This window comes from Pseudomonas sp. PF05 (assembly GCF_056521845.1).
On sequence record NZ_JBWLPW010000004.1, the window covers coordinates 158850 to 172075 of the forward strand.

13 protein-coding genes are annotated in these 13226 nt (G+C 60.4%); 8 read left to right on the forward strand and 5 right to left on the reverse strand.

Annotated features, from left to right (window positions below; genetic code table 11):
• The first annotated feature begins 76 nt into the window (after positions 1–76).
• Together AC09SL_RS09755 and AC09SL_RS09760 are read left to right on the forward strand one after the other, a co-directional pair.
• A complete protein-coding gene (locus tag AC09SL_RS09755; protein ID WP_058543440.1) occupies positions 77–1204 on the forward strand; it encodes a glycerophosphodiester phosphodiesterase in 1128 nt (375 codons plus the stop codon).
• A gap of 122 nt (positions 1205–1326) precedes the next feature.
• Positions 1327–1632, forward strand: a complete 306-nt coding sequence (locus tag AC09SL_RS09760) for a PepSY domain-containing protein (protein ID WP_018604552.1) — start codon at positions 1327–1329, stop codon at positions 1630–1632.
• 78 nt (positions 1633–1710) lie between these two features.
• On the opposite strand, the gene AC09SL_RS09765 is transcribed toward AC09SL_RS09760, so the two are convergent.
• Positions 1711–3336 (reverse strand): methyl-accepting chemotaxis protein, encoded by a 1626-nt coding sequence (locus AC09SL_RS09765; RefSeq protein ID WP_058543439.1) that lies wholly within the window; start codon positions 3334–3336, stop codon positions 1711–1713.
• 259 nt (positions 3337–3595) lie between these two features.
• On the opposite strand from AC09SL_RS09765, the gene AC09SL_RS09770 reads away from it, so the two are divergent.
• The 4 genes from AC09SL_RS09770 (at position 3596) to AC09SL_RS09785 (ending at position 6473) form a co-directional block, all read left to right on the forward strand.
• Positions 3596–4618, forward strand: a complete 1023-nt coding sequence (locus tag AC09SL_RS09770; protein ID WP_058543438.1) for a transporter — start codon at positions 3596–3598, stop codon at positions 4616–4618.
• Positions 4619–4760: 142 nt separating this feature from the next.
• Positions 4761–4904 carry a hypothetical protein gene (locus AC09SL_RS09775; protein WP_165826009.1) on the forward strand — a complete coding sequence of 48 codons (144 nt, stop codon included), beginning with the start codon at positions 4761–4763 and terminating at the stop codon, positions 4902–4904.
• Positions 4905–4941: 37 nt separating this feature from the next.
• Entirely contained in the window at positions 4942–5172 is a 231-nt protein-coding gene (locus tag AC09SL_RS09780; protein ID WP_081264498.1) for a hypothetical protein, read from the forward strand.
• Positions 5173–5273: 101 nt separating this feature from the next.
• Positions 5274–6473 (forward strand): MFS transporter, encoded by a 1200-nt coding sequence (locus tag AC09SL_RS09785; RefSeq protein ID WP_003204857.1) that lies wholly within the window; start codon positions 5274–5276, stop codon positions 6471–6473.
• Here AC09SL_RS09785 and arfB read toward each other — a convergent pair.
• Both arfB and AC09SL_RS09795 read right to left on the reverse strand, forming a co-directional pair.
• Positions 6470–6883, reverse strand: coding sequence for an alternative ribosome rescue aminoacyl-tRNA hydrolase ArfB (gene arfB / locus AC09SL_RS09790; protein ID WP_013694088.1), 414 nt, complete (start codon positions 6881–6883; stop codon positions 6470–6472). The two genes, AC09SL_RS09785 and arfB, sit on opposite strands and share 4 nt — an antisense overlap.
• Before the next feature lie 180 nt (positions 6884–7063).
• Positions 7064–8482 (reverse strand): amino acid permease, encoded by a 1419-nt coding sequence (locus AC09SL_RS09795; protein ID WP_058543437.1) that lies wholly within the window; start codon positions 8480–8482, stop codon positions 7064–7066.
• Positions 8483–9420: 938 nt separating this feature from the next.
• Between AC09SL_RS09795 and AC09SL_RS09800 the strand changes: the two genes are divergently transcribed.
• Positions 9421–9558, forward strand: a complete 138-nt coding sequence (locus AC09SL_RS09800; protein ID WP_058543436.1) for a hypothetical protein — start codon at positions 9421–9423, stop codon at positions 9556–9558.
• A gap of 92 nt (positions 9559–9650) precedes the next feature.
• Complete coding sequence (locus AC09SL_RS09805) at positions 9651–10616, forward strand: M29 family metallopeptidase (RefSeq protein WP_058543435.1); 966 nt, start codon at positions 9651–9653, stop codon at positions 10614–10616.
• A gap of 216 nt (positions 10617–10832) precedes the next feature.
• Here the strand turns inward: AC09SL_RS09805 and rluB are convergent, their stop codons facing one another.
• Together rluB and scpB are read right to left on the reverse strand one after the other, a co-directional pair.
• Positions 10833–12068, reverse strand: a complete 1236-nt coding sequence (gene rluB, locus AC09SL_RS09810; RefSeq protein ID WP_058543434.1) for a 23S rRNA pseudouridine(2605) synthase RluB — start codon at positions 12066–12068, stop codon at positions 10833–10835.
• A gap of 202 nt (positions 12069–12270) precedes the next feature.
• Positions 12271–13224 (reverse strand): SMC-Scp complex subunit ScpB, encoded by a 954-nt coding sequence (gene scpB / locus AC09SL_RS09815; RefSeq protein WP_058543433.1) that lies wholly within the window; start codon positions 13222–13224, stop codon positions 12271–12273.
• Positions 13225–13226 lie beyond the last annotated feature (2 nt).

The window sequence follows — 13226 nt, forward strand, 5'->3', positions numbered from 1 at the left end:
GGTATGGCGATAGCGCCGACAGCGTTCAGTTGTTAAAAGATAGGTTTTTGCATACACCTACGAAAGGATTTCGAGCATGCCTGTCATCTTCACCCGCACCGCCTTGATGCTGAGCCTGTTGCTCGGCTTCGGCCAGACCCAAGCGTCCGAGGCCCCTAGCCCCAAGGCCCTGGCGGCCCTCCAGGGGATTCCGCACCCCGCCGTGATCGCCCATCGCGGCGCCTCGTTCGACGCGCCGGAATCCACCGCTGCCGCCTACAAGCTGGCCCGCGACCTGGGCGCCGACTACCTGGAACTGGACCTGCAACGCAGCAAGGACGGTGTGTTGTTCGTCCTGCATGACGACAGCCTGCTGCGCACCACGGACGTCGCGGTCAAGTTCCCCGAGCGCAAGGACAGTACCGCCAACGAATTCACCATGGCGGAGCTCAAAACCCTCGATGCTGGCAGTTGGTTCAACACCGCTTACCCGGACCGCGCGCGTCCTTCGTTCACAGGCTTGAAAATCCTGACCCTCGACGAAGTGATCAACATCGCCGAAGGCAACCCACAGCAAAAACCCGGGCTGTACATCGAAACCAAGGAGCCGAAGCTGTTCCCCGGTATCGAACGCGACCTGAAGGACAAATTGCAGGACCGCGGTTGGCTGAGCCCCGCCGGGTCCAAACTGGCCAAGCGCGCCACCGGTGTTGGCCAGGGCAAGGGCAAAGTGGTCTTGCAGACCTTTGAAAAGAGCAGTCTCGAACTGCTGCACAAAGAGATGCCGAAGGTGCCGAAAATCCTGCTGTTGTGGGTGGGCGAAGGCAACATCGAGCCCAAGTCCAAGGTGCCTTTTGCCGAGTCCGGCGAAACGGACAAAGCCGCCTATTACGCCAAGCAGGAACCCAAGGACAAGGCTGAATTCGAAAAATGGATTCAGTACGCCAAGGCCCAGGGCGCCATCGGCACCGGTCCTTCGGCGATGTTGACCCATGGCGGCAGCCAGAGTTATTCGGACCTGGTGCAGCCGTGGATGAACCAGTACACCCATGACCAAGGTCTGCTGGTGCATGTCTACACTGTGGATGAGCCGGTGGACTTCAAGAAAGTGATGGATGCCGGCGTGGATGGCATTTTCACCAACCGTGCCAGTGAGTTGCTCAAGTACTTCAAGCGTCCCGAAACAGGCAGTGTGGCGCAACTATTGGAGGAGAACGGTTACTGAGGAATCAGGGCCGGAGCGGTGCAGTCGCTGCAAGTTTTCCGAATTAAGGGTGAATTAAGTTGCCACAGATAATCTGAGCCCACTTAAACGACTCACCCTTAACGACACCCAGGAAAGAACTTATGAAAACGTTGACTGCCTTGTTTACCGCTGCTGCCCTGACCCTGACTGCCGGCCTGGCCCAGGCGGATGTTCGCGTCGATCAGATTCCTCAATTGGTCAAGGAAGGCAAGATCAAGTCCCTTGAATCGATGAACGAAGAAGCCCTGAAGTTGCACCCGGGCGCCACCATCACCGACACTGACCTGGATAACCACTTCAACGGTTATGAATATGAAGTCGAATTGAAAACCGCCGACGGCAAAGAGTTCGATGTTGATTTCGATGCCACGACCGGCAAAGTCTTGAGCAACAAGCAAGACACCTGATGCATTAATAAAAAGAGCCGCGCAACCTTAGGGTTGCGCGGCTCTTTTGCGTTTATCCATCACTGTCGCGAACGACCGTCAGGCACTCAACCGCGCCGTCACTTCATTCAACTGCCCCGACAAGCCATGCAGATCCCGACTGGCGGCTTCGGTGCGCTGCACATTGTCCAGGTTAGTGCTGGCAATACAGGTGATTTCAGTCAGGTTGCGGGAAATGTCTTCGGCCACGGAAGTCTGCTCTTCGGCTGCGGTGGCGATCTGGCGGTTCATGTCGCGAATCGCTTCGACAGCCTGGGTGATGCGTTCGAGCATCACACCGGCCTGGGTCACTTGCTCCACACTTTCTTCGCTGCGCGACTGCCCGCTCTCAATGGCTTGAGCGGCGTCCACCGCCCCCGTTTGTACAGTCTGGATAATCTGGTTGATCTCGATGATAGACGAGGCCGTGCGTTGTGCCAGGCTGCGTACCTCATCGGCGACCACCGCGAAACCGCGACCCGCCTCCCCGGCCCGCGCGGCTTCGATGGCAGCATTGAGGGCCAGCAGGTTGGTCTGTTCGGCGATCCCGCGGATCACCTCCAACACCTTGCCGATGCGCCCGCTGTCGGTTTCCAACTGACGGATGACCGTGGCCGTGTTGGCGATCTCGCCGCGCATCCGGGTGATGGTGTGGATGGTCCCCTGCATGACCTTCTCGCCCTGTTGCGCCGATTGATCGGCGTCATCGGCTGCCCGCGCCGCGTCGGCGGCATGACGGGCCACTTCCTGGGCCGTGGCGGACATTTCGTTCATCGCCGTCGCCACCTGATCGGTGCGTTCGAATTGCTCGCTGGTGCCCTGGCTCATCAGGCTGGCGATGGCATTGAGCTCACCGCTGGCACTGTCCAGCTCCGTGGCACTGCGTTGCAGGCGAGTAAAGGTTTCGGCCAGGAAATCGCGCAATGTGTTGGCCGCTACTGCCAGGTTGCCCAGCTCGTCCTGACGGTTGCTCGTCACACGTTCGGCGAAACGCCCATGACTGAGTCGGGTCACGTAGTCGATCAGGTTACGGATCGGTTGAACCAGGTTGCGATTGACCAGCCACAGGCTGAACAGTCCGATCAGTACGCCCGACACCAGCATGATCACGGTGCCCAGCATAATCGTGCGATCGGCGCTGGCGCTGATCAGCGTCGATTGCTCGGTGCCCAGCTTGCGCAGTTCTACCACCAGCGTACTCATTTGCTCACTGGCCGCGCGGTCCACGCCCTTGACCGCCGCATCGCCCGCCGCCGCATCGCCACCGGAGGCGACAAATGCGTCACGGCCCTTTTGGTAGGCAGCGCCCAACTGATGATGCTCATCGCGCAGGGCCTCGATGCGCGTCTTGATTGCCGCCGGCACACCCTCACGCCCGCTCAATTGGCCAAGGATGTCTTGGACATCACGCTGACGCTCCTCGAACTGCTTCCAGTATTTATCCAGGTCCGCCGGCTGCTTGCCGCGCAGCAGGACGTTTTTCCATTCCTGCACCTGCACCTTGAACTGCAGGTTGGCCTCATCGATCAACTGCGAAGCACGCAACGGTCCATCGATCAGGTTGCGATAGCTCTGGACACCATTGGAAAGGAAATGAAAGGACGCCAAGGCGATCAGCAACATCGCCAGCAAGCTGCCGCTCAACAGAGCGAGAATCTGGGCTCGAAGGGATTTTTGTAGAATCATGGGGAGCAATCTCTAAGCAAGGAGAACAGGAACGACGTCCCGACCTCCATGTCCGCAACACACCGCGTCGCAACCCGAATACGGGGGGGATATGCACATACCATCGGCCTGTCTGGGGCATTCTTGAGCCTTGGCGACCGCCGGTAGCACCCGCTTGGCGGCGTGAAGGGAACTGTCACAAAACCATCAAGAAAGCTTGCGAAGATGACGTTCAAGTGAACCTGTAGCCGCGACAGGCACTTCCCGCCAGCGAGATTTCATGAACCACAGCATCGATCAAAGCCACCGCGATCCGGATCTGTTCGGCCTGCTTTATGGTTTTCGTTTCAACCCCGGCGAGCGCGGCCAGGAGATCGATTCGGCCCAGGCCTTACGGAGCCTGCAACACCCGCAAGACACGGATGAGTTCCTCTGGCTGCACCTGAACCTGGCCCACGCGGCGTGCGAGCGCTGGATGAAAAGTCACCTGGCCCTGCCCCAGGAGTTTTTCGAAGCCTTGCACGAAGGCTCGCGCTCGACCCGCATCGAGCATGTCGACTCGGCGTTGCTGGCCGTGGTGAACGATGTCGTGTTCAACCTCAGCAACCTGGTGTCCTCGGATGTCTCCACCTTATGGGTTTGCGTGCACAGTCGATTGATTGTCAGCGCGCGCCTGCAACCTTTGCACTCGGTCGACAAACTGCGCTCGTCGGTGAAGGCCGGCGAGTGCTTTCGCTCGCCAGTGGAATTACTCGTGCACTTGCTGCGCGACCAAGGCGAAGTGCTGACCCAGATCGTGCGCAAGACCAGCCTGAGCGTCGATCAGGTCGAAGATCAGTTGCTGTCCTCGCGGCTGTCCACCAACCGCGCCGAGCTGGGCAGCAACCGCCGGGTACTGGTGCGCCTGCAGCGCTTGCTGGCCTTGGAGCCGGGCTCATTGCTACGCCTGCTCAACCGCCCGCCGCAATGGTTGCAGAAAGAAGATGTCAAGGAACTGCGCAAATCCACCGAGGAATTCGCCCTGATCATCAACGACCTCACCGCGTTGAGCGAACGGATCAAACTGCTCCAGGAAGAAATCGCCGCCAACCTCAACGAACAAAGCAACCGCACCCTGTTCACCCTGACGGTGGTCACGGTATTGGCGTTGCCCATCAACATCATTGCCGGTTTCTTTGGCATGAACGTCGGTGGCGTGCCGCTGGCCAGCGATCCCGAGGGCTTCTGGATCCTGGTGGCGCTGGTCGCCACCTTCACGTTGATTGCTGGCCGCTGGGCATTTCGCAAGCGAGGCGACTATTGAACATGACCTGTCCAGACAACCCCTTTTGTCGGCACAGCGGGATTTAAAAGTCTTTTTGTCATTTCTCCTGAGGTATCCTGCCCAGGCTTTTTAAAAGCGCGGATCTACCAGATCTATCCACAGACTTTGCGAGGAGCGCGATATGCACGAGATCCCTAATCTCCCCTTCCCAAGCCTGCACGACACTGAGCAGACGACCACGCTACAAGCCGGGGGCCAATCCGACGCCCAGCAACCCGAGCCCAAAGAAGCTACTGAACGCCGCCAGGCCGACAGCGAAGACTGATTGACCCGCACCACCAGACCGTGTGGAAAGCGCTAAGATGCGCTTTCCACACTGCCTGAATCCCGAGCCCTCCATGACCGATGACACCCCTCCCTTCAGCGAAGCCCAGGCCAGCGTGCTGATCGGCACTGCCGAAAAAATGGTCGAGATCTGGACCCGCCTTCCTGCCGAGAAACAAGCGGCCCTGCTGGCGCGCTTTGGCAGCGAAGAAAACGCCATCGCCGCGCTGGTGACCACACGCCTGGTCAGCGATCAGAACGACAGCTGAGCCACCATTGGGCAAATAGTTTTACTTTTCCCCGCCCTGGGCCCACGGTCGCCGTTATCATAAGCAGCCTATCTATCCAGCTGCTCCGTGGACCTCTTCCCATGTCAGATTCCCAGCGCCCCCTGGCGGTCACGCTGCAAGTCGTTTCCATCGTCCTGTTCACCTTCATCGGCTACCTCAATATCGGCATTCCCCTGGCCGTGCTGCCCGGGTTCGTCCACGGCGAACTGGGCTTCGGCGCGGTGATCGCCGGGTTGGTGATCAGCGTGCAATACCTGGCCACCCTGCTCAGTCGTCCTTACGCAGGGCGAATCATCGATAACCTGGGGAGCAAGCGCGCGGTGATGTTCGGCCTCGCCGGCTGCGGCCTGAGCGGCGTGTTCATGCTGGTGTCTGCCTGGACACCGCACCTGCCAACGTTCAGTCTGATCAGCCTGCTGATCGGTCGCCTGGTGCTCGGCAGCGCGGAAAGCCTGGTGGGCTCCGGTTCGATTGGCTGGGGCATTGGCCGGGTCGGCGCGGCGAATACCGCCAAGGTGATTTCCTGGAACGGTATCGCCAGTTACGGCGCGCTGGCGATTGGCGCGCCGCTGGGGGTGTGGCTGGTCAATGCGCTAGGGCTGTGGAGCATGGGCGTGAGCATTATCTTGCTCGGTTTGCTGGGGTTGGCATTGGCCTGGCGCAAAACCGCCGCGCCCATCGTCACTGGCGAACGCCTGCCATTCATGCACGTGCTGGGGCGCGTGCTGCCACACGGCTGCGGCCTGGCGCTGGGCTCCATCGGGTTTGGCACCATCGCGACCTTCATCACCCTGTACTACGCCACGCAGCACTGGGATAACGCGGTGCTGTGCCTGAGCCTGTTCGGCGCCAGCTTCATCGGAGCGCGCCTGCTGTTCGGCAACCTGATCAACCGTCTGGGCGGCTTTCGTGTGGCGATTGCTTGCCTGTCGGTGGAAACCCTGGGGCTGTTGCTGCTGTGGCTTGCACCGGATGCCCATTGGGCCCTGGCGGGCGCGGCGTTGAGCGGTTTCGGCTTCTCTCTGGTGTTTCCGGCGCTGGGCGTGGAAGCGGTCAACCTGGTGCCGGCCTCCAGCCGCGGGGCGGCGGTGGGCGCTTATTCGCTGTTCATTGATTTGTCGCTGGGGATCACCGGACCACTGGCCGGTGCGATTGCCGCGGGTTTCGGCTTTGCCTCGATCTTCCTGTTCGCCGCACTGGCGGCCTTGGGCGGGTTGGCATTGAGCGTCTATCTGTACCGACAGGCGCCGAGGCATCGCCAGGAACGGGAGAAAAGCTAGAAGTCCACCTTGCCGCGCCCGGCCTTGATCGAGCCGCGCTTGGTCTTGGATTCCAGGCGACGCTTTTTCGAACCCAGGGTCGGTTTGGTCGGGCGGCGTTTCTTTTCGACTTTGGTGGCGCTGAGGATCAGTTCGGTCAGGCGCTCCAGGGCATCGGCGCGGTTCTGTTCCTGCGTACGGTATTGCTGGGCCTTGATGATCAATACACCGTCGCTGGTAATGCGACTGTCGCGCAGGGCCAGCAGCCGCTCCTTGTAGAACTCGGGCAGCGACGAGGCCGGAATATCGAAGCGCAAATGCACGGCACTGGAGACCTTGTTGACGTTCTGCCCCCCGGCCCCCTGGGCGCGGATGGCCGTCAGCTCGATCTCGGCGTCCGGGATGTGCACGGTGTTGGAAATCGCCAGCATGGAAAGTGTCCGGTATCAGGACCCACAGGATAACCGAAACCGCTGGAATGAGGCTTGTGAGAGCCTGACCTATGGAGAGGCCTGTGGGAGACTGACCCACAGACCGTGTTCACACAGGTTTTGTACCTTCTTGAACGACAAACCCGGCACTTGGCCGGGTTTGTTGTATTTCAGGCTTGCTTACTTGGTGGCAGCCGCCACAGCCAATTCATGCCGGGCACTGCGCTTGTTCTTGATCCAATAGCACACAGCCATGAACACCACCCACACCGGAATCGCATAGACCGATATCTGGATGCCGGGAATCAACAACATCACGCCCAGGATGAACACCACGAACGCCAGGCAGATGTAGTTGCCGTACGGGTACCACAGCGCCTTGAACAGCGGCGTCTGGCGGGTCTGGTTCATGTGCTGGCGGAACTTGAAGTGCGAGTAGCTGATCATCGCCCAGTTGATCACCAGGGTCGCGACCACCAGCGACATCAGCAACTCCAGCGCATGCTGCGGGACCAGGTAGTTCAACAATACCGCCACCAGCGTGACCGCCGCCGACGCAAGGATCGAACGCACCGGCACGCCGCGCTTGTCGATCTTGGACAAGGCCTTGGGCGCATCGCCCTGCTCGGCCATGCCCAGCAACATGCGGCTGTTGCAGTAGGTGCCACTGTTGTACACCGACAGCGCGGCGGTTAGCACCACGAAGTTGAGGATATGCGCCGCGGTGTTGCTGCCCAGCATCGAGAACACCTGCACGAACGGGCTGCCGCTGTAGGCATCGCCGGAAGCGTTGAGCGTGGTCAGCAGGCTGTCCCAAGGGGTCAGGGACAACAGCACCACGAGCGCGCCGATGTAGAAAATCAGGATCCGGTAGATCACCTGGTTGATGGCCTTGGGGATCACGGTTTTCGGTTTGTCAGCCTCGGCGGCGGTGAAACCGAGCATTTCCAGGCCACCGAAGGAAAACATGATGATCGCCATCGCCATCACCAGGCCACTCACGCCGTTGGGGAAGAACCCGCCGTGGGCCCACAGGTTGGTCACCGAAGCTTGCGGCCCGCCATCGCCGCTGACCAGCAGATAGCTGCCCAGGGCAATCATGCCGACAATCGCCACGACCTTGATGATCGCGAACCAGAACTCGGCCTCGCCGAAGACTTTGACGTTGGCCAGGTTGATGGCGTTGATCAGCACGAAAAACGCTGCCGCCGAAACCCAGGTCGGGATGTCCGGCGCCCAGTAGTGGATGTACTTGCCAACCGCAGTCAGCTCGGACATGCCCACCAGGATGTAGAGAATCCAGCAGTTCCAACCCGACAGGAAGCCGGCGAAACCGCCCCAGTACTTATGGGCAAAGTGGCTGAACGAACCGGCCACCGGCTCTTCGACGATCATTTCGCCCAACTGGCGCATGATCATGAAGGCGATGAAGCCGCAGATGGCGTAGCCCAGGATCATCGACGGGCCGGCTGATTTCAGCACCCCCGCCGAGCCGAGGAACAGGCCGGTGCCGATCGCGCCACCGAGGGCGATCAGTTGAATGTGGCGATTTTTCAGGCCGCGTTTCAGCTCGCCCGAATGCGAGTTTTGTCCACTCATGAAAAGGGTCTCACGCAAGGTTTGATGATGTTCGTTAGACGTTGCCGCTCGAATCGGATCTCAAGCAGCGCCGATCAAACCCCAGCGCAGGCACCAGGAATTCAGCGTTTTTACAACGGTCATGCGTCACCTGTTTGTTTTTATCTGTGACGAAATCGAACCCGACACGCTTGTGGCGTGGCGGAGTGAACAAGGCGGATAACCTTGAAAGTGCGTGGGTACGCGAAGGGTCACAGTAAAACGCGGCGCATTGTACACCGCTGACCCCCTGCTGCCAGACACCACCGGATCAGCGTGCCCTTTGCCGGGATTGCCTGTGTCCGCCCAGACCATGCGCGGCGGCTGCAAAAATATGTCCAGGCCCTTGCGAGCCCTCGATGGGTGTAGCGCGAAAAACGCCACGACGGGGGGAATGGAACTGAGCTGCGGCGTTCATTGCGCCTCCTTTTTGTTATTCACCTGCACGACAGGCATGGGGCGCATCTCACCCTTCTGGTCGATTGGAAACAAGCGGGGCAGAGCCTTGGAAAGCCCGCCTGGGCAGGCTTCGCGGAAGCTTTTCCTTACATCCCGGAGGAACCGGGTTTGCGGCCATCTCGACGGGCATTTTTCGTCAGCATTTCTTTACAAGCCGTAACGCAGAGTTGCCATGCAGCCATCTTTTGCGGATTGACTGCAAATTGACGGTAGGTAGCTACCTATTTAAAAAAACACCCAGGCGGCTGTTTTTGAATGGGTAATGGTGTCGCTGAAAATGGAACAAAAAGTTCAAACAAAAAAAACAAAATTATTTTTTTGCAATCCAAAAAACCCTCGACTAGGTTTTCATCGACTTGCCAAGGCATCGTGCCGACAAGTTCTGCGGTGCCGTCGCCGGCCTGTTTGCATTCGCCGAATCGAGCCGCAACTTTCCGTAAAAGTCATCTAGGAGATTCACTATGCAAGCACTGGACAAAGACTTGGAAACCGAACTGCAACTGGACGAATGGTTTGCAGCCCCAACCCATGAAGCCGCCGTTGAAATGATGCAGGCCGACGCCGTCGTTCCATTCGGCACGGCGATGTGGCCTCTGTAGGCACTGCCCGGCGGAGGCGATCCGGCCGGTCGACTCCGCCACTCATGCCGGTTGTCAGGGACGTTTAATGAACTTGTCAGGGAAGAATAAGCATGGACACACAACGAGCCATCTCACATTTCCTTTACTACCTCGAACACCATCCCGCCCTGGCCGGCATCCAGCCCGCCAAGGTGTTGCTCGGCCATACCGCTGACTACGAAGCGCTGACCGGCGCCATTGCCGAACAGGCGGGCAGCGGCTCGCCCTTCCGGTTCAGCGCCATGCGCCTGGACCTTGAACCCACGGAACGCCTGTCCAAGGCCATTGCCGACAGCGATCTGTATATTTTTTTCTACGACTCTTCCACCCTGCCCAACCCGCGCCCCGACGGCCCGGACTTTGTCCGCGCACTGCAAGGCGTGATGGCCGACAACTGGAAGAAATCGCTGCTGTTCAAGGACTACGGCGACTACTTCTACGACACCTTCAGCGTGATTCCCCAGCGTATCGCCGGGCTCAATAGTCACCTGATCCGGCGCATGTCCCAGGCGACGACCCTGAGTTACCAGGATGACCATGGTTCATATTTCGACACCGCCCTGGGCAGCGTGAAGAAATGGACCGACATCAACGGCCTCGGCAACTACGACCTGGCCCCCGGTGAAATCGCCACCCACAGCGACACCATCAATGGCCGGGTGAATTTCGTCGGCACCTTCCTGAGCACCATCCCGTTCGCGCGCAAATACGGCGTGCTGCAATCGCCGCTGGAACTGTGGATCGAAGACTCTACCATCCAGAAAATCGCCACCGACGTGCCGGGCCTGGAACACGATTTCAACAAATACCTGGACGCCAACCCATCCAACCGCCGCATCGAGGAACTGGGGATTGGCACCAACGAAGGGGTCAAGAGCCTGTACGCCCGCAATGCCGGTTTCGAGGAGCGCCATTGCGGCCTGCACCTGGGGCTCGGCGGCGGGGCCAAGGGCAGCCATCACCTGGATCTGATTTTCGAGAAAGGGGTGTTGGCGCTGGATAATGAGCCGATGTTCGATGGGCGGTTTGTGCTTTAGGGGCAACCTGAGGGGAGGTGGTGAGCCTGCTGGCCTCTTCGCGAGCAAGCCCGCTCCCACACTGGATCGCCAGTGATCACAAATGCTATGCCCACTGAAGGTCGAATGTGGGAGCGGGCTTGCTCGCGAAGGCGGACTCACCTGCGCCCCATCACTAAAGCCAGCTCAAAAAAAACGCCAACCCGAAGGTTGGCGTTTTTCATGGGCGGCTGCCGATCACTCCGGCTTGCGACGCCCAAACCCCGGACGCTGACCCGAACCTGCCGGTGCACCACGGCGTTTACCCGATGGCGCATCGCGATCGGCCAGGACGATACCCGGGCGCTTTTTCGGCGCAGGCTTGGCCGGACGCTTGGTGTCGACCGGACGATCGGCGACTGGCGTACCGCGGCCAGCCGGAGCACCGCGCCCTTCACCCCGTTCAGTCCGACCGTTGGCCGGACGCGGCGAGCGTGGACCACGCTCGCCGTCCTGACGCGGGGCAGGCTTGCGGGCCGGGCGTTCGCCTTCGATCTGCGGCTCGCGCGAAGGGCGCGGACCAATCGGCGCGCCTTCGGCAGCCGGACGCAGCGTACGCACGCGCTCGGTCTTGCCCATCGGGCGCGAGGATTTACGCTGCATCCGCTCCAGCTTGTCCTTGCTCTTGGCGGTCATCTGCGGCATTGCCACCGGCTTGAGGCCCACTTCGGCCGCCAGGATGTCGACTTCGTACTGGCTCATTTCGCGCCAGCGGCCCATCGGCAGGTCGGAATTGAGAAACACCGGGCCGAAACGCACACGCTTGAGGCGGCTGACCACCAGCCCCTGGGATTCCCACAGGCGACGTACTTCCCGGTTACGGCCTTCCATCACCACGCAGTGGTACCAGTGGTTGAAGCCTTCGCCACCCGGTGCCTGCTTGATGTCGGTGAAACGCGCCGGGCCGTCTTCCAGCACAACGCCGGCCTTGAGACGCTCGATCATCTCGTCGTCGACTTCGCCACGCACACGCACGGCGTATTCGCGGTCCATTTCGTAGGACGGGTGCATCAAGCGGTTGGCCAGTTCACCGTCGGTGGTGAACATCAGCAAACCGGTGGTGTTGATGTCCAGGCGACCGATGTTGATCCAGCGGCCTTCTTTGGGGCGCGGCATCTTGTCGAACACGGTCGGACGGCCTTCCGGGTCGTCACGGGTGCAGATCTCGCCGTCGGGCTTGTTGTACATGATCACGCGGCGCACGGTTTCGGCGGCCTCTTCGCGCTTGATCACCTTGCCATCGATGGTGATGGCATCGTGCATGTCGACACGCAGGCCCAAGGTGGCATCTTTGCCGTTGACCTTGATTCGGCCCTGGGTGATCCAGGCTTCTACATCGCGGCGCGAACCGACGCCGATACGGGCGAGGACTTTTTGCAGCTTCTCGCCTGCTGGGCCGATTTCCTGGCTGTCGTTCTGGTCTTGGTCTTTCATTCTGGGCACCTCCCGGTGTGGTCGAGCCAGGCTTGGCCTGACGCTTTGAAAACGGGTCTTCGACGAAGGGATCGCCAAAGGGTCGCGAATCATACGCTCGTTGAGGCGATTGCGCATCAGAGACTAGCTGATCAACCAGCGCCCGACACTTTTTCCGCCGACCGGTGGCGCCCATCTACTTAATGTGAGCGCGGTGTATCAATCAATCGTCGAACTGGCGCCGTTCGTTCTCGATCGCTTCGGCCAAGGCCCGGGCTTCGGCTTCTTCGTCGCTCAGTTCGGGTTCCGGCGGCTGGAGGGCGGCGACAGCGGCCAGCAGTTTTTCCCGGGCTTGGGCAACACCAAGGATGTCCTCTTCCGGCTCAGGCTCAGGCTCAGGCTCGGGTTCCGACTCGCTGTCGGGCTCCGGCAACTCATCCGTCTCGCTGTCAGGCTCCGGCCCCTCACGCAGCAGGTCGTCGAAATCGGTCTTCAAGCCCTCCTCCATGGTGTCCAGCTCCAGCAACAAAGAGTGGAAGCTGGTCTCTTCCTTCGGCTCCTCCGGCTCGGCACTGGCGTCGGCCAGCTCCTGCAGGCCCTGGGGCACCGGGGCGTCGTCGAACTCCAGCATCGGTTCGGGTTCCAGCTCCCGCAGTTCGGCCAGCGGCGGCAGGTCGTCCAGGTTCTTGAGGTTGAAGTGATCGAGAAAGGCCTTGGTGGTGGCGAACATCGCCGGTTTGCCCGGCACATCGCGATAGCCGACGACGCGGATCCACTCACGCTCCAACAGCGTCTTGACGATATGACTGTTGACCGCCACGCCCCGCACATCCTCGATCTCGCCGCGGGTGATCGGTTGGCGATAGGCAATCAACGCCATGGTTTCGAGCATGGCGCGGGAGTAGCGCTGCGGCCGCTCCTCCCACAGGCGCCCGACCCATGGCGCGAACTTCTCGCGGATCTGCAGGCGATAACCGGACGCCACTTCCTTGAGCTCGAAAGCCCGCCCCTCGCAGGATTTGCCCAAGAGTGTCAGGGCTTTCTTGAACACGGCCGGCTCAGGCCGCTCGCCTTCTTCGAAGAGTTCGAACAGGCGCTCCATCGATTGCGGCTTTCCCGAGGCCAACAGGAAAGCTTCAAGCAAGGGGGCAAGCTCGCGGGGTTCAGTCAGATTCATTG